Origin of the sequence: Shewanella pealeana ATCC 700345, from assembly GCF_000018285.1 — a bacterium.
Classification (GTDB): domain Bacteria; phylum Pseudomonadota; class Gammaproteobacteria; order Enterobacterales; family Shewanellaceae; genus Shewanella; species Shewanella pealeana.
Map to the genome: position 1 here is coordinate 1,248,893 of NC_009901.1, position 17,300 is coordinate 1,266,192.

Annotated in this window: 19 protein-coding genes; 16 read left to right on the forward strand and 3 right to left on the reverse strand. The window is 44.1% G+C overall.

Annotated features, from left to right (window positions below; genetic code table 11):
* Positions 1–391: 391 nt before the first annotated feature.
* The 5 genes from nhaA (at position 392) to SPEA_RS05370 (ending at position 3,722) form a co-directional block, all read left to right on the forward strand.
* A complete protein-coding gene (nhaA, locus tag SPEA_RS05350) occupies positions 392–1,567 on the forward strand; it encodes a Na+/H+ antiporter NhaA (RefSeq protein WP_012154283.1) in 1,176 nt (391 codons plus the stop codon).
* Positions 1,564–1,947, forward strand: coding sequence for a hypothetical protein (locus SPEA_RS05355; RefSeq protein ID WP_012154284.1), 384 nt, complete (start codon positions 1,564–1,566; stop codon positions 1,945–1,947). The genes nhaA and SPEA_RS05355 overlap by 4 nt, the downstream gene beginning before the upstream one ends.
* Positions 1,948–2,016: 69 nt before the next feature.
* A complete protein-coding gene (gene nhaR, locus SPEA_RS05360) occupies positions 2,017–2,925 on the forward strand; it encodes a transcriptional activator NhaR (protein WP_012154285.1) in 909 nt (302 codons plus the stop codon).
* Positions 2,926–3,085: 160 nt separating this feature from the next.
* Entirely contained in the window at positions 3,086–3,325 is a 240-nt protein-coding gene (locus SPEA_RS05365) for an FAD assembly factor SdhE (RefSeq protein ID WP_012154286.1), read from the forward strand.
* On the forward strand, positions 3,306–3,722 hold the full coding sequence (locus SPEA_RS05370; RefSeq protein WP_012154287.1) for a protein YgfX: 417 nt from the start codon (positions 3,306–3,308) through the stop codon (positions 3,720–3,722). Before SPEA_RS05365 ends, SPEA_RS05370 begins: the two co-directional genes overlap by 20 nt.
* A 57-nt stretch (positions 3,723–3,779) precedes the next feature.
* Here the strand turns inward: SPEA_RS05370 and nadB are convergent, their stop codons facing one another.
* Positions 3,780–5,390, reverse strand: coding sequence for an L-aspartate oxidase (gene nadB, locus SPEA_RS05375; RefSeq protein WP_012154288.1), 1,611 nt, complete (start codon positions 5,388–5,390; stop codon positions 3,780–3,782).
* A 219-nt stretch (positions 5,391–5,609) separates the two neighbouring features.
* On the opposite strand from nadB, the gene rpoE reads away from it, so the two are divergent.
* The 11 genes from rpoE to acpS all read left to right on the forward strand — a co-directional run bounded on the left by rpoE (position 5,610) and on the right by acpS (position 15,090).
* On the forward strand, positions 5,610–6,188 hold the full coding sequence (gene rpoE / locus SPEA_RS05380; protein WP_012154289.1) for an RNA polymerase sigma factor RpoE: 579 nt from the start codon (positions 5,610–5,612) through the stop codon (positions 6,186–6,188).
* Between the two features lie 23 nt (positions 6,189–6,211).
* Complete coding sequence (locus SPEA_RS05385; RefSeq protein WP_012154290.1) at positions 6,212–6,817, forward strand: sigma-E factor negative regulatory protein; 606 nt, start codon at positions 6,212–6,214, stop codon at positions 6,815–6,817.
* Between the two features lie 12 nt (positions 6,818–6,829).
* Positions 6,830–7,762, forward strand: coding sequence for a MucB/RseB C-terminal domain-containing protein (locus SPEA_RS05390; RefSeq protein ID WP_012154291.1), 933 nt, complete (start codon positions 6,830–6,832; stop codon positions 7,760–7,762).
* A gap of 13 nt (positions 7,763–7,775) precedes the next feature.
* Complete coding sequence (locus SPEA_RS05395; RefSeq protein WP_012154292.1) at positions 7,776–8,240, forward strand: SoxR reducing system RseC family protein; 465 nt, start codon at positions 7,776–7,778, stop codon at positions 8,238–8,240.
* 128 nt (positions 8,241–8,368) lie between these two features.
* Complete coding sequence (lepA, locus tag SPEA_RS05400) at positions 8,369–10,159, forward strand: translation elongation factor 4 (protein WP_012154293.1); 1,791 nt, start codon at positions 8,369–8,371, stop codon at positions 10,157–10,159.
* A 140-nt stretch (positions 10,160–10,299) separates the two neighbouring features.
* Positions 10,300–11,217 (forward strand): signal peptidase I, encoded by a 918-nt coding sequence (lepB, locus tag SPEA_RS05405; RefSeq protein ID WP_012154294.1) that lies wholly within the window; start codon positions 10,300–10,302, stop codon positions 11,215–11,217.
* Position 11,218: 1 nt separating this feature from the next.
* Complete coding sequence (rnc, locus tag SPEA_RS05410; RefSeq protein ID WP_012154295.1) at positions 11,219–11,896, forward strand: ribonuclease III; 678 nt, start codon at positions 11,219–11,221, stop codon at positions 11,894–11,896.
* The gene (gene era, locus SPEA_RS05415; protein ID WP_012154296.1) at positions 11,893–12,885 is read left to right on the forward strand and encodes a GTPase Era; all 993 of its coding nucleotides are present in this window, start codon (positions 11,893–11,895) and stop codon (positions 12,883–12,885) included. Before rnc ends, era begins: the two co-directional genes overlap by 4 nt.
* A 159-nt stretch (positions 12,886–13,044) precedes the next feature.
* Positions 13,045–13,734: a DNA repair protein RecO gene (recO, locus tag SPEA_RS05420; protein WP_012154297.1), complete on the forward strand. Its 690-nt coding sequence runs from the start codon at positions 13,045–13,047 to the stop codon at positions 13,732–13,734.
* 123 nt (positions 13,735–13,857) lie between these two features.
* On the forward strand, positions 13,858–14,595 hold the full coding sequence (gene pdxJ / locus SPEA_RS05425) for a pyridoxine 5'-phosphate synthase (RefSeq protein WP_012154298.1): 738 nt from the start codon (positions 13,858–13,860) through the stop codon (positions 14,593–14,595).
* A gap of 99 nt (positions 14,596–14,694) precedes the next feature.
* Positions 14,695–15,090 carry a holo-ACP synthase gene (gene acpS / locus SPEA_RS05430; protein ID WP_012154299.1) on the forward strand — a complete coding sequence of 132 codons (396 nt, stop codon included), beginning with the start codon at positions 14,695–14,697 and terminating at the stop codon, positions 15,088–15,090.
* 13 nt (positions 15,091–15,103) lie between these two features.
* On the opposite strand, the gene SPEA_RS05435 is transcribed toward acpS, so the two are convergent.
* A complete protein-coding gene (locus tag SPEA_RS05435; RefSeq protein WP_012154300.1) occupies positions 15,104–15,592 on the reverse strand; it encodes a GNAT family N-acetyltransferase in 489 nt (162 codons plus the stop codon).
* 429 nt (positions 15,593–16,021) lie between these two features.
* Complete coding sequence (locus tag SPEA_RS05440) at positions 16,022–16,963, reverse strand: Dyp-type peroxidase (protein ID WP_012154301.1); 942 nt, start codon at positions 16,961–16,963, stop codon at positions 16,022–16,024.
* Positions 16,964–17,300: the final 337 nt, after the last annotated feature.

Sequence of the window (17,300 nt, forward strand, 5' to 3'; positions counted from 1 at the left end):
TTACAATTTCTTTAATCGGTAAAAACTCCTGTTATCTTGATAGATTAAACCTGTTTTCAGCTTATCTTCAGTTAGCGGCTGCTGGTAAATTGAACAAATGCTCGTTATTTTCGATGCCTTGGTAGTTTGTTATTTAGGCTCTCATTTTTAGAGAAAACTAGACTTACAATATAGAACACCATTCTAAGTGCTAAAAAAGTGTGATCCTCAGCACTTTATTGTTACTGTTAGTTTTTAAAACGTGATTATTCTGTTGATGTTTGATATTTATTCTTACTAGGACTAGACTCAATACTTCGGATATTCCGACGTTTATGGCTGATGCAAACGATTATTCAGGTTAATCGTATTCAGCTAAACTGGAAGTATTGAGATTTTATGGAGCGTAAAAATGGAACGGGCAATTAGAAATTTTCTAAGCCAGGAATCGGCAGGCGGCATTCTCTTGATGGTTTCCGTCGTGCTAGCGATGATTTTAGCAAACTCACCTTTATCGGGTATGTACCATGGCTTTCTGGAAACAGAAATGCAAGTTCGTGTTGGTAACCTAGATATCGATAAGACACTTATTCATTGGATCAACGATGGTTTGATGGCTATCTTCTTCATGCTTATCGGCTTAGAAGTGAAAAGAGAGCTACTCGAAGGAGCGTTATCTAGTCGAGCACAGGCATCTTTACCTACGTTTGCAGCGATTGGCGGTATGGTTTTCCCAGCGGCTGTTTATCTTATTTTCAATTATTCTGATCCGATAACTCAAGTGGGTTGGGCTATTCCGGCTGCGACAGATATTGCATTTGCATTAGGTATTATGGCGCTATTAGGTAGCCGTGTGCCTGTGGCGTTAAAGGTGTTCTTGTTAGCACTTGCGATTATCGACGATCTGGGTGTAGTGGTAATCATTGCGCTTTTCTACAGTACAGACTTATCGACCATCAGCTTAATCATTGCTGCTGCTGCGATTCTTGGCTTAATAGGCCTAAACCGTAAAGGAGTAACCTCATTAGCACCTTATGGCGTAGTGGGTCTTATTCTGTGGATTGCAGTATTAAAGTCTGGTGTACATGCCACATTAGCTGGCGTAATTATCGCCTTCTGTATTCCGCTTAGAGCGAAAGACGGCTCGTCGCCATCAGAAAGCTTAGAGCACAGTTTGCACCCATGGAGTACCTTCATCATCTTACCAATATTTGCCTTCGCGAATGCTGGCGTAGACTTGAGTGGCATGAGCCTAAGCTCACTCTTATCTCCTGTACCATTAGGTATTGCTTTAGGACTACTGGTTGGTAAGCCGCTTGGTATTATGTTGTTTAGCTATATTGCAGTGAAGCTAAAGCTAGCGGTATTACCAGAAGGTATGGGCTGGAGACACATTACACCTGTTGCTGTGATGTGTGGTATTGGTTTCACTATGTCTATGTTTATCTCATCGCTTGCCTTTGTTGGTGAAGGGCAGATGTACGGAGATTATGCAAGATTAGGGATTTTATTGGGGTCAATAGCATCGGCAACCATAGGATATTTCTGGCTGTCTAAGGTGCTACCTGAAAAAGGAGCAAAAGCATGAGAATCACATTATTAGCATTAGTTGTAGGACTGGGCTTTAGCTCAGTGGCATCGGCCAAGCAGATTGAGGTTTGTAATCAGGATATCAATAGCGTGGTATGCCAAAACTATCTTGAAGGCGTGGTTGATGGTGCTTTGATGTATAAAGGCGCTGCAGTAGGCCAACGATTAGAGTCCGATGGCTATGAGTCTCGAGCGCTTAAATACCGTGGTGGTAAGCGTTTCCAGGAAGCAAACCGGACTTTTTGTCAGGATAACCTTCCTGACCGTGACGTACTTGTTGCTGGTCTAGCTGAATCATTTTCTGCCAACGAAATTAAAAATGTAGAAGATTTAGCCACCGCAATGTCAGGTTTATTGGACTGTCAGCGTCTTAAGTAAGTTAAACTAAATTAACGAGGCAACTGAATAAGTTGCCTCTTTTTTATTTATATAACAGTAGTATTTATCATGGCTAATCTAAACTACAACCATCTCTATTACTTCTGGATGATCCAAAAGAAAGGAACTGTTGCAAAGGCTGCAGAGGCGTTATGTTTAACCCCTCAAACGGTTACTGGACAAATCCGAGTATTGGAGGCCAGTCTTAAGGGAAGCTTATTTAAGCGAGTAGGTCGTTCATTGGAGCCTACTGAACTGGGGGAATTGGTATTTCGTTATGCCGACAAGATGTTTAGCCTCAGTTATGAAATGTTAGATCTGCTGAACTATCAAAAAGATGAGAATATTTTATTTGAGGTAGGAATAGCTGCGGCGCTATCTAAAGCATTAACGAGTCGAGTGTTATTGTCTGTCGTACCGAGTGATGGCTCAATGCACCTAGCTTGTTATGAGGCAACACATGAAGACTTAATGACAAGACTGCGTGAGCATAAGTTGGATATGATTCTATCCGATTGTGCAGGGGAGAGTTTGAAGTATCCTGAGATCTTATCTAAACAATTAGGTGAGTCGGGGGTCGCTTTTTTCTCTGCTGATACTTACTCAAAGCCTTTCCCGCAGTGTTTAGAGCAGGGAAAATTACTTATTCCAGGAAGACGAACTTCACTTGGACAGCAGTTGGTTCGATGGTTCGATGAAAAAGCCTTAAATGTCAGTATTCTTGGTGAATTTGACGATGCGGCAATGATGAAATCGTTTGGATTCTTTAAGCAGGGGATCTTTGTGGCCCCATCGATTTACAAGCAGGACATTCTTGCTCATGGTATGACTCTACTGGGTGAAACATCAGAAGTTAAAGAGGTCTACCATGTGATGTTTGCTGAACGTATGATCCAGCACCCAGCAGTTAAGCGCTTGTTAGAAACTGATTTTACAGAGTTGTTTGCGGGAAAGGATTTAACCGTTCAACAGCTCTAGCGCACCATTTACCCATCTGAACAAATAGGCGGCGAAGAGTAATCGGTTACCCTGTGTTATCAATATCGACACAAAGACTCGGCAACTGATACACTAGCGATACTACTAAAAACGATAAAAAATTGGAGTGTTAACTTTGTCTGAGTCAAGCCAAGAACCAATGAAATTACCTAGAGTTAAATGGGCTTGCCGCAGAGGCATGCTGGAGCTAGATGTACTATTTCAGCCTTTTGTTGAGCAGCAATATGAAGCGATGTCGATAAAAGATAAAGACACTTTTGTGAGATTACTCGAATGCGAAGATCCAGAATTGTTTGCTTGGTTTATGGGACATGAGCAGTGCCCAAATCCTGCGTTTGCCGAAATGATAATCAAGGTTCGTGGACGTCCAGCAGCATAGCTTCGATCTGATTTCTTCCAACGGTCAGCGACTCTCTCTGACCGTTATTGCCCTTATCTGTTTAAGCTCTTTCCTTATTTGGCCTTACGCTGAAAATACCGTTTATATCTTGCTCAAATTTCTATTATTCAGTGCCTGCTGTACCTTTTTTATTTGGCAGATTTATCGATTAAAGCACTGGCGATGCCAGTTTGTACTTAAGGCAGATGGAGGAGGCCGATTTAAATATGGGACCGACTTTGTTTTACAGGGGAAGCCTGTCATTACACCATTTGCGGTGATGTTTGATGTCACTTTTGCGGGAGGAAAGAAAAGACTCGTACTATGGGCGGATATGTTAGACGACACAAACTATCGACATCTGTGTCGTCTATTGCAGTTAGCTAGTCAGAGGTGAAAGACTAACTATTCTCGTTAAAAACAGTTGTTAACCAAAGGGCTAATCTGGCTGTAGCTAATCAGGTTGTAATATGGTTGGCTTTGGTGATTCATCCTTGTTTGGATGATCGATGTTGTAATGCAGTCCTCGGCTCTCTTTACGCTCCATGGCGCAGCGAATGATTAGCTCGGCAACTTGCACTAGGTTACGTAGCTCCAATAGATTATTACTGACTCTAAAGTTACTGTAATACTCTTGGATCTCTTGCTGTAACATCACGCAGCGTCGCAGCGCGCGCTCGAGGCGTTTATCGGAGCGTACAATACCGACGTAATCCCACATAAATAGACGCAGTTCATGCCAGTTATGGGCAATCACCACTTCTTCATCTGAGTTAGAGACTTGGCTCTCATCCCATGCGGGCAGAGAGCTTGGCATTGGGATCTTGCCTAGCTGACTCTCGATGTCTTCGGCGGCAGCTCGAGCAAAGACTAAACATTCAAGCAGCGAATTACTGGCTAAGCGATTAGCACCGTGCAGACCCGTATAAGCCACTTCACCTATGGCGTATAAGCCGTTGAGATCGGTTTGGCCGTGTAAATCTGTCATGACCCCACCACAGGTATAGTGCGCCGCAGGTACGACTGGTATAGGGTCAGTTGTTATATCTATGCCGAGCTCTAAACAGCGCTTATGGATAGTTGGAAAGTGCTTGATGATAAAGTCTGCTGGCTTATGGGTAATATCTAGATAGACACAATCCGAGCCTAGGCGCTTCATTTCATAATCGATTGCGCGGGCGACGATGTCGCGCGGTGCAAGTTCGGCTCGCTCATCAAACTCTGGCATAAAACGGGTGCCATCTGGACGACGTAAAAACGCGCCTTCACCGCGAAGGGCTTCGGTAAGCAAAAAGTTTTTGGCATCGGCGTGATAAAGACAGGTTGGATGGAATTGGTTGAACTCCATATTGGCAATACGACAACCTGAGCGCCACGCCATTGCAATACCATCACCAGATGCGATGTCAGGATTAGAGGTATATTGATAAACCTTTGAACTACCACCTGTTGCTAAGGCAACGAAACGTGCCCTAACGGTTTCAACGTGCTCTTCATCTCTATTCCAAATATAGGCACCTTGAACGCGGTTACCCGGACGATTTAATTTACGAGTGGTAATTAAGTCGATGGCGTTATAACGCTCTAACACTTGAATGTTGGGATGATTGCGGGCTTGGTCTTGCAAGGTGACCTGCACCTCTTTGCCTGTTGCATCGGCGGCATGTAGAATGCGTCGGTGACTATGACCGCCTTCACGGGTTAAGTGATAAGGGGCTTCGGCAGTACTACCGGCTGGTACATCTTCTTTATCGAAGGCTACGCCACAATTGATTAACCATTGCATGGCAGCCTTGGCATTTTCGGCAGTAAATTTGACAACAGGCTCGTCGCAAAGGCCTGCTCCGGCAACTAATGTGTCGGCAACGTGGGACTCAATGGTGTCATCTTCATCGAAGACAGAGGCAATACCGCCCTGAGCATAATAGGTCGAGCCTTCACTTAGTGGTCCTTTGGAAAGCAAAATAACTTTTGATTTTTCAGCAAGATGCAAAGCTAAAGTGAGACCGGCAGCACCACTGCCGATAACCAAAACGTCAGATTGGTGTTCAACTACTTGTTTCATCAGGTATCATAGAGTTATCTGGGAGTCCGACTATGTTAAACCATGACGCCGAATATGGATACTTTCATAGGTCGCATATAAAAAATCATTGCTTCCATAAAAGAAAATCACATCTTTGCAAATTTTTTTAGAACTTTTTTGAAACTCGCTAGTCTACATAAGTGAATATGATTCGAGCGGCTGAGAAATCAGTATTAGATTTAGGAGTAGTCGGCTCGGATGAGTGGACAAATAAGTGATCAACAGTTAGTTGAGCGCGTACAGCGTGGAGACAAAAACGCTTTTAACCTTTTGGTACAGAAATATCAAAACAAGGTCGCGAATCTGATATCTCGTTACGTACGAAATCAGGCCGACGTTGCCGATGTTTCGCAGGAAGCTTTTATTAAAGCTTACCGAGCACTACCAAACTTTCGTGGTGAAAGTGCGTTTTATACTTGGTTGTACCGCATTGCAGTGAATACTGCTAAGAATCATCTGGTCGCTCAGGGACGTCGTGCCCCAGCGAATGATGTCGATGCTGAAGAAGCCGAATACTATGATGGCAGTGACGCGCTAAAGGAGTTTGCCTCCCCGGAGCGTCTGGTTTTGTCAGAAGAGATTCAAAAGGTTGTCTTCGACACTTTAGACACTTTGCCAGAAGAATTGAAGATGGCTATCTCACTTCGAGAGCTCGATGGTATGAGTTATGAAGAGATTGCCAATGTCATGGATTGCCCTGTAGGCACTGTAAGATCACGGATCTTCAGAGCGCGAGAGGCAATCGATAAAAAGCTTAAGCCGTTGCTAGAACGTTAGCATCTTAAATAGATAGGTGAATAATGGATAAGTTAGGTCAGGAATGGGTATCTGCTGCTGTCGATGGTGAAATTGATGAGCACACGTTAGCTGAATTAGTCGCTGACGCAGATTCACATGAACAGTGGCGTGATTATCATTTAATTGGTGATGCGATGCGTGGTGAGTTACCAAAGACGATGTCTTTGGATCTTAGCGCAAGCATTATGGCGGCCATTGATGAAGAACCTGCGATTGTGGCCCCTAAGCCTACAGCTGCAACGACAGCGTCAAAGAGTGCGTCAGGTGGTAAGGTTATTCCACTATTCAAGCAGTTCGGCCAGTACGCTATTGCTGCGACAGTCGCTATGGTTGCCGTTGTTGGTGTGCAGAACTACAACCAAGATACGTTAATGGACAACTCTCCATTACCTGTGCTTAATACGCGTCCATTAATAGGTAGTGCTTCACCTGTAAGCCTACAAACCGGCGCGATACAGCAGAATCAAAGCTATACCAATGATCAGGTTGCTGACCAGCGTCGCCGTATCAATGCCTATATTCAAGATCATATGTTGCAACAAAGATTGAATAATGGAGTGAATATCGACGACAATAGCGAGGTCGATACTACACCTGTTGCTCAATAATGAGGAGTTAGCTTGCGTCTAATCCTATTGGCTATTATAGCCATGAGTTTTCCCGCGATGGCGCGGGAAGACATGCCCGCCAAAGCTTGGCTAGAAAATATGAGCCAAGCCCTGCGTGAACAAGAATTTAAAATTTCCCTTATCCAACTTCAGGCAGACCATATCCGCCCTCTGGTTTATATACACGGTAAAGTTGAAGATGAAGAAGTGGCCTTTTTAGAACATCTAAATGGACCACCTAAAAATGCTGTGCGTGTGGGTAATACCGTGACCTTCATTGAGCATGACCAACCCGCTTATAGTGTTCACTCTAATCGCATTCAGGGCGTTATCCCTGGAGCATTAGCCGACGATGTCTCCAAGCTGGAAGAGGGCTATCAGTTCGTGTTGGGTGGTCGTAGCCGAATTGCAGGTCGACCAGGTCAGCTTGTACGTATCATTCCGACCGACAATAACCGTTATGGTTATCAAGTTTGGATGGATATGGATACATACTTGCCGCTGCGTTTCGACATGATAAGTGGTGACAAACAACTATTAGAGCAGCTGTTAGTGGTTGAACTATTAGTGCTTGATGAAGTACCTGCTATTCTAAAAGAAGCCTACAAGCAGGAGTGGCCTCCTGTCTTGTCTCAATCAGACAGAGACGGCGGCGAAGACTGGCAGTTTAGCTGGTTACCAGCAGGCTTTAAGGTGCTGATTAAAGATCAACACAGGCTAATAGGCAGTAAGGAAGCGGTTGAGTACATAGCCATAAGTGATGGTCTAGCTCATATTTCTGTTTACGTTGCCAAGGCGGGGGAGGCACCACTGCCAGAGGAGTTAGTGACCCGCAATGGATTATCACTTGCAACAGAGCGAGTTGGTAATGCCGAGGTGGTTGCAGTGGGTAAGGTTCCTGCTGAGACCTTGAGTCGCATTGCTAAAAGCATCATGTTGCAGTGATGAAGGTTCTATCATGATGGAAGAAATCGCTAGAGTTGTCGCTAATGGCAACTCTGGTTGGGTCGTTGTTGAAGTTGAGATGAAGAGTGCCTGTAATCATTGTGAAAGCGGTGATTCTTGTGGCACATCTGCCGTTTCAAAAGCCTTTTCGCCTAAAGTACAACGTTTTTCAATTCAGAGTGATCGGCAGTTTGTTAAAGGCGAGCGCTTAAAACTGGGTTTACCGGAAAGCGTAATCTTAAAAGCAGCAACCTTAGTCTATATTTTACCGCTTATTGGGTTGTTTATTGGCGCTTTCAGCGCTAATCAAATCGGCTCTTTAATAGGAAGCGCTTCTGAACTGTTATCTATTTCGGGAGCATTAGTCGGTAGTTTCTGTTTCTGGGCTGTCGGAAAAAAAGCGGCCAAGAGATTAGAAGCGCAGGCGCAGCCTGTCATTATCAAGTCTCTGGGCAAGCCTATCGAGATAGCTAATTAGGCACAACACTGGCCATTAGTTATTATTCCTCAGTTATCAGACTATAAAAATTGGTATTAAAGCTGCGATCGGGTACAATTCTGCACTTTAAAATTTTTATCAACTTCGAGTTAAGTCATCCCAGCATAATGAAGCATATTAGAAACTTTTCAATTATTGCCCATATTGACCACGGCAAATCAACACTATCAGATCGCCTTATTCAAGAATGCGGTGGCTTAACCGATCGTGAAATGGCTGCGCAAGTTCTTGACTCAATGGATATTGAGCGTGAGCGCGGTATTACCATCAAAGCCCAAAGTGTAACTTTGGATTACTTAGCTAATGATGGTGAAACCTACCAGCTAAACTTCATTGATACCCCTGGCCACGTTGACTTCTCTTATGAAGTATCACGTTCGCTTGCAGCATGTGAAGGGGCATTATTGGTTGTTGACGCTGGTCAAGGCGTTGAGGCACAAACCCTAGCAAACTGTTATACCGCACTTGAGATGGATATGGACGTTGTTCCTGTTCTGAACAAGATCGATCTGCCGCAGGCTGATCCAGACCGTGTAGCTGAAGAAATTGAAGACATCGTGGGCATTGAAGCTACTGATGCAGTTCGATGTTCAGCTAAAACGGGTATCGGTATTAAAGATGTTCTTGAAGTTATCGTCGAGCAAATTCCACCGCCAGAAGGCGATCCAGAAGGTCCACTTCAAGCGCTGATTATCGACTCTTGGTTCGATAGCTACTTAGGCGTCGTGTCTCTAGTTCGTATCAAGAACGGCATTTTGAAAAAAGGCGACAAGTTTAAGGTTATGTCTACAGGGCAGAACTACAACGCTGATCGTGTTGGTATTTTCACGCCTAAGCAAACCGATACTACCGAGCTAAAAACCGGTGAAGTAGGCTTCGTTATTGCGGGTATTAAAGAGATTCACGGTGCACCTGTAGGTGATACCTTGACTCACTCTAAGCACGGTGCTGAAACACCTTTAGCAGGTTTTAAAAAGGTTAAACCACAAGTTTATGCTGGTTTATTCCCAATCTCTACTGACGATTACGAAAACTTCCGTGACGCGCTGAACAAGCTAAGCTTGAACGATGCATCACTATTTTTCGAACCAGAAACTTCATCTGCACTAGGTTTTGGTTTCCGTATTGGCTTCTTGGGTCTGCTCCACATGGAGATTATTCAAGAGCGTCTAGAGCGTGAATACAACTTAGAGCTAATCACTACAGCGCCAACGGTAGTGTATGAAATCGTTCAGACTAATGGTGAGACGATCTACGTTGATAACCCATCTGATCTGCCAGCGGTTAACAATATCGCTGAGATGCGTGAGCCGATTGTTGAAACCAATATTTTGGTTCCAAAAGAATACTTAGGTAACGTAATTACCCTATGTATCGAAAAGCGTGGTGTACAAACCAATTTGGTTTACCACGGTAACCAAGTGGCGTTGACCTACGAATTACCAATGGCTGAAGTGGTCATGGATTTCTTCGACCGTCTTAAATCAACCAGTCGCGGTTATGCTTCTCTTGAGTATAACTTTATCCGCTTTGAGCCTGCTGACATGGTACGTTTAGATATCTTGATCAACGGTGACAGAGTCGATGCATTGGCCATGATTATCCACAAAGGATTGATCCGCTCTAAAGGTCTAGCGCTTGTGAATAAGATGAAAGAGCTTATTCCTCGTCAAATGTTTGATATTGCGGTACAAGCGGCGGTTGGTAGTCAGATTATTGCGCGTTCATCGATTAAAGCTATGCGTAAAGACGTAACTGCTAAATGTTACGGTGGTGACGTATCTCGTAAGAAGAAACTACTGAACAAGCAGAAAGAAGGTAAGAAACGTATGAAGCAGGTTGGTAACGTTGAGGTGCCTCAAGAAGCATTCTTAGCGGTACTAAAGCTTAACGATTAAGCTTACTCGTTAAGAATTGTTAATATATCGCTAGACTGAGCGCCGCAATTTGCGGCGCTTTCATTACTGGCGTATAACCATTAATGACAATGGCGCTATCGCCATGAAACCGATTATGTTTGGCAGGAGTTTATTTAATAATGGCAGCCTATTTTTCTCTAATATTGGTGTTGGTTACCTTAACTAGCGGTTTAGTGTGGATGGCAGACGCTCTGTTTTTTGCACCTAAGCGCCGTGAGAAGTTAGCAATGGCTCAAGCTGCACAAGCAGATTTGAGTGAAGAAAGCGTCGATAAGATTATGCGTGAATCAGCACTGGTTGAAACATCTAAGTCTATCTTCCCTGTTATCGCTTTTGTATTGATCCTACGTTCTTTTATTTATGAGCCGTTTCAGATCCCGTCAGGCTCTATGATGCCTACTTTGCTTGTGGGAGATTTCATCTTAGTAGAGAAGTTTAGCTACGGTATTAAAGATCCTGTCTGGCGTACTACGCTTAAAGAGACGGGTAAGCCAGAGCGTGGCGATGTGGCAGTGTTTAAATATCCAGTTAATCCACAAGTCGATTACATCAAACGCATTATAGGCTTACCGGGTGACCGAATTATTTATCGCAACAAAGATCTTTATATCCAGCCAGCGTGTGCAGAGGGGCAAAGCCCTTGCCCAGAGCTAAAGATGGTTGATAGAGCCTTGGTTAACCGTGGAGAGTTCTCTCAAAATGGTACGGCTTTGGTCCGTTATAAAGAGCAGGTCGGTGACGTGAGTCATGACATCTTAATCAATCCGTCTCGTCCAGATATGATTAGTCATTTTTACCGACAAGAAAATGTCCCTCTGACAGAGTTTGTTGTACCAGAAGGGCAATACTTTGCTATGGGTGACAACCGTGACAACAGTCAAGACAGTCGCTACTGGGGCTTCGTTCCAGAACAGAATTTAGTGGGTAAAGCTGTAGCCATTTGGATTAGCTTCGAGTTTGACAGAAAGCCTGCGGACTTTTTACCGACTTGGATCCCAACTGGGGTTCGCTTTAACCGTGTAGGCGGAATTGAGTAATATGGAACCGATTAAGAACATTCCACGTTTGTGCCGTACTTTAGGGTACGAGTTCAATGAAAAAGCATTTTTAGACCAAGCATTGACTCATAGAAGTGCCTCTAATAAGCATAATGAGAGATTAGAGTTTCTTGGAGATTCTATTCTGTCTATCGTGATCTCTGATGCCCTTTATCATCAGTTCCCAGCGGCCACCGAAGGTGACCTAAGCCGTATGCGCGCAACACTCGTTTGCGGCAAGATGCTGGCAGAAATCGCTATCGAATTTAAGCTTGGCGATTACCTAAAGCTAGGTCCTGGAGAGTTAAAAAGTGGCGGCTTTAGACGAGAGTCAATTCTAGCCGATGCGGTAGAAGCGATTATCGGTGCAATTTATCTCGATTCTGATATTGAGAATTGTCGTCAGTTAGTGCTTAACTGGTACGAGTCGCGCCTAAAGGTTATTGAGCCTATAAATCAAAAAGATCCAAAAACATTACTGCAAGAGTATTTGCAGAAATATAGAAAACCACTGCCAGTTTATAGAGTGGCCCATACTGAAGGCGATGCTCACGAGCAGACTTTCACCGTTGAATGTATTGTTGAAGACTTGAGCCAAGCCGTTGTCGGAGTAGCCAGTTCGCGCAGAAAAGCGGAACAGAGTGCTGCGGCTCAAGTGTTGGAGTTAATTAAGAAATGAGTGACAACAAAGATTTACCTGAAAGCCAAGAGCCAAGTTTAGACGAACTACTGGCTAATATGAACAATCCGTCGTCAGCGGTTAAGTACGCGGTGACCTATTGCGGCATGGTGGCGATCGTTGGTCGCCCAAACGTGGGTAAGTCAACGCTTCTTAATAAGCTCTTAGGTCAGAAGATTAGTATTACCTCTAAGAAGCCGCAAACTACCCGTCATCGCATCATGGGTATTCATACTGATGGTCCACGTCAGGTAGTGTTTATCGACACTCCTGGTCTTCATATGGAAGAGAAGCGTGCGATTAACCGTTTGATGAACCGCGCTGCGGCAAGTTCGTTAGCAGAAGTGGCATTAGTGGTATTTGTTGTTGACGGTATGAACTGGACGCCAGATGATGAGATGGTTCTGCGTAAACTGCAGAGTCGTGATGATGGTCGTAAGACGATTCTAGCAATCAACAAAGTCGATAACATTAAAGACAAAGAAGCGCTGTTCCCACACCTTGAAGAGTTATCGAAGAAGTTTCCTTTCGATGAGATTTTACCGATTTCAGCAACTCAAGGCACCAACGTTCAACGCATCCTAGATATGTCAGTCGCCTCTGTACCTGAGTCGCCACATTACTTCCCTGAAGATTACGTGACAGACCGTTCGCAGAAGTTTATGGCTTCTGAAATTGTTCGTGAAAAGCTGATGCGTTTCTTGGGTGACGAATTGCCATACGATTGTACGGTAGAGATCGAACAGTTTAAGATGATGGAAAACGGCGTTTACCAGATCAACGCTTTGGTGCTTGTTGAGCGCGAAACTCAAAAGCGTATGGTGATTGGTAATAAAGGCGAGCGCATCAAAAAAATCAGTTCTGCTGCACGCGTCGATATGGAAGTCTTGTTTGATAACAAGGTTTTCTTGGAGATGTGGGTTAAAGTTAAGTCAGGCTGGGCTGATGACGAACGCGCACTGCGAAGCTTAGGTTATGGTGACGATTAGTCGCCACTAGCTTGATAGCGAAACATGCCTCTTTTTAGTGATAAGAAGGGGCATTTTTATAGCCAGCATATTAATGAATCATCCCGTTTTCTTTTTACAAACGGCTTATTGGTTTTATGATGGTATTTGGTACTATTTAGTAATCGGAATGAGATAACCATGGAACGTGGCTACGTTCTTCATAGCAGGCATTTTCGTGATGGTAGCGTCATCGTTAACTTACTGGTAGATGGTAAGGGGCGGGTCGATGCTGTTGCACGCCTAGGCGGCGCTAAAAACTCCATTCGTAGCATTATTCAACCTTTCCAACCGATTATCTTTCAGTTGCATGGCAAAACAGATCTTAAAAACCTCAAGCAGGTTGAAGCTGCTAGTCCCGCAGTACCGTTAACAGGCGACTGCTTGTATTCGGGCCTCTATCTTAATGAGTTGTTGATCCGTTGTTTATCGGTGCAGCACAGCGCCGAGAACCTCTTTTTTGATTATCATCGCACGTTAATCGCCATGGCGACTGAGTTTAATCAAAGTCAATTAAGATACTTTGAGCATGCATTGCTGCTGGAGTTGGGAACCATGCCATCTCTGGATTTTGACCCGAGTGATGCGCCAATAACGGCGAGTGGATTTTATCGCTTAGAGCAAGACCACGGCTTTACCCCTGTTATCGCGACAGCCTTTAATCAGCATAAATTTTTTACTGGCGAGATGTTGGTCGCTTTGAACCAGCGTACGCTGACGACAGAGCACTTTTTAGAAGCTAAAAAGCTGATGCGTCAGTTACTCGCTCCTGTACTGGGAGATAAGCCACTGCATTCAAGAACCTTGTTCGCTAAGAAACCTAAACCTTAGGCCGCAACAGGTTAAAGTCACTCACAATAAATTCACCACAGTTTAGTCGGCGATACTGGCTAAACCGCAACCCTATCAGTACAATATCGTCTTTTATATCTGCTTACTTTTTAAGGAACAATCATGAGCCGGATCTTATTGGGCGTTAACATCGATCATATTGCGACTCTACGTCAGGCACGCGGGACCAATTATCCAGATCCAGTTCATGCTGCAGCCGTAGCAGAGCATGCTGGCGCAGAAGGTATTACTATTCATTTACGTGAAGATCGCCGTCATATCATCGACCGCGATGTATATACATTGGCAAAAACCTTAAAGACTCGTATGAACTTTGAGATGGCTGTGACCGAAGAGATGCTTAATATTGCCTGTGAGATTAAGCCTGCTTACGTGTGTTTAGTGCCTGAAAAACGTGAAGAGTTGACCACCGAAGGTGGCCTTGATGTGGCAGGACAACAAGATAAGATTGCAGCAGCTGTGGCGCGTTTGACTAAAGAAGGCATTAAAGTGTCTCTGTTTATCGATGCCGATAGTACTCAAATTGATGCCGCCGTTGCCGTTGGAGCACCTGTGATTGAGATCCATACAGGCTGTTACGCTGATGCTGAAACGGATAGTGAACAAGCTGCTGAGCTTAAACGTATTACCGAAATGGCGACTTACGCTCATGGCAAAGGCCTAGTGGTTAACGCTGGTCACGGCTTGCACTACCATAACGTAAAAGCCATTGCGGCTATTCCAGAGCTTTATGAGCTCAATATCGGCCATGCGATTATAGCTCGCGCGGCTATCGATGGATTAGCGACTGCGGTACGTGATATGAAGCAGTTGATGCTAGAAGGTCGTCGCGGCGAATAAACTTAGCATAGCGTTGTTATTGAAGCCGAGACTGATGCTCTCGGCTTTTATTTATCCCTTATGGGGCTAAGTTTAAGCGGTATGAGGTAGAGAGTCGTTATGATTGTGGGTTTAGGCACTGACATTGTGGAAATAGCTCGAATTGAGTCGCGTATTCCAGCAGCTGGCGATGAGGCGTTATTAACTTGCCGTTTAGCTAAGCGTGTATTAACCGAAACAGAGTTTGCACTCTTTGTTGGTTCAACTCAACCTGCTCGCTACCTGGCTAAGCGCTTTGCCGCTAAAGAGGCAGCAGCGAAAGCACTGGGTACAGGCATAGGCCGCGGGGTATCTTTTCAGCATATTGAGATCAGTAATAATGACAATGGTGCACCACAGGTTGTCTTTACTGATGGCGCATCTGAGCGGCTATCTCAGCTTGGGGGAGTGAAAGCGCATCTCTCTATTGCCGATGAGCAGCACTATGCGACAGCGACGGTTATATTGGAGTCTTAATTTATCAAGACATTTAAAAAGAGGCTTTAGTGTTAAACACATCGAGGCTACAGTTCATGACATGTTCGCCTTCGCAAACTCGCTCGTCGGTGAATTTGAAACCTAACTGCTGATACAGCGCGATAGCAGAAAGGTTATTAGGGTAAACGCTTAAGAATATTTGCTGACATTGAAAATGCTTAAATAGAAACGCTAACAGTAACTGTGCAAAGGCCTTACCGAGTCCTCGACCTTGATAGTCTTGAGCGATAAGAAAGCGGTCAAACCATACTCGATCTTGTTGAGACTCATTAAATAGACCGTACATAGCAAAACCGACCACTTGCTCACCTATGCAGAGTGCTACAGGTGTATAACGAGAGTCTTCTTTAGCCTCTTGCAAACACTCAGGAATAGATTCGATAAAGCCACGTTGTTCGGCATTGAGTTGTAGCGCGAGTAACGCCTCTATGTTTGTTTCATTGACAGCTTGAATCATGAGGGTAGGGGCTGCGTTTGTCATTTGCTATTGAATCTTATTAATAAACACTGATGTTATACCAATCAGTATAAGAAGTTGATCTACTCAGAGCGTTTTTGGCAAACTAATTCAAGGCAAATAGCTGAAAGAATGGTTATTCCCTTGTGAAGCTATTTAACGCAGAAGTAGGCAGCCAAAAACGTTCCAGAATGGCGAGTTTTAGCGGTTCTGATGCTGTGTTAACGAGCTTAACCGTAGAATAACTATGCTCTTCACTCGTTGCCTTGCCTCATAACCGCTAAACTCTCGCTGAGCGACCAAATCTTTATACTGATTGGTATTAATTAGGGGCGCATATTAGCCCTTAGTCGCACCAATCCTCAAGTTATATGATTCAATATTTGTTTGATTTGCGAACAGCGCACTTATCATGTTAACTATGAATACATACGCTGCTCTCAAGTGATGTGCCTACTCGTCATCAAACTGTTCAAGAAAGGCTTTTGACGGCATAAAGAATAAACAGCCAGTCTTAGCTTCAACAAAATCGAGTAAGCGATCGTAGTGGCCGTTTTCGTCGGCATTGATCATCTGACTTAGCGAGGTTTCAATAATAGAGGGGGTGGCAGCAAAGCCGACAAACATGGTGCCATGCTCCATTGCATTACCGTACGGGCGATTTTGCCTAAGCATCTTTATCTCTTCACCATTTATCTCTACTTTACTCTTAGCGTTGTGCGCCCAAGCGGGTTTAACATCATCACTGAGCTCGACGTTATCCATTTTGGTCCGTCCAATGACTTGCTCCTGATACTCAGTACTTTGTTTGTCCCAATGGCCTTGTTTATCAACATATCGCTGTACATGCAGGTAGCTACCACCTTTATGTAGTTCAGCATCATCAACAACTAACACAGCTTCAACTCTTTCATCACCGGTAGGATTTTCGGTGCCATCGACAAAATCGATCATGTCGCGGTTATCTAAGTATTTATAAGCTTGTATGTCTTCAATTAAGCAGGCAATGGGACTAAAACTGTTGCGGATATACTTAGCGGCCTGAAAATTTAGATCGATTCGCTCGGATTTTATCATCACAAAGATATCGCCAACCGTTGATGGGAAGTGGCGTTCACCATTACGCATATCAGGAAAAGCATGTAACTCTGCGGGCATAGGTTGATCTGGAAACAGCTTCGGCCAAGCATTAGCCGAAAAACCGATTGAGATGGTTAAGCCAGCGGTTAGATCTTTTTGATTGATTGATTTCTCTATACCAGAAAGATTGGTAATGCTATCGCCGATGGTATCTTTAAGCTCTGCTTGAGACAGCAGTGAAAAGGTGAGGTATTCGACATGTGAGCTAGGGTTGGAGAGAACGCCGGGTTGCGCGAGTGAATATACTTGTGTCATTAACTGTGTCTCCATTCGGTAAAATGAGGAGTGATGTTTACTTTACAAAGTTATACCAATCAGTATAAGAAGTTGATCTACTCAGAACGTTTTTTGGCAAACTAATTCAAGGCAAATAACTGAAAGAATGGTTGCTCCCTTGTGAAGTTGTTCAACGCAGAAGTAGGCAGCCAAAAACGTTCCAGAATGGCGAGTTTTAGCGGCTCTGATACTGCGACTCTTAAGGAACAAAAGGGAACTTAAACCTAGTTTCACTATGCTCTTCACTCGTTGCCTTGTCTCAGTGCCGCTAAACTCTCGCTGAGCGACCAAATCTTTATACTGATTGGTATTAGTT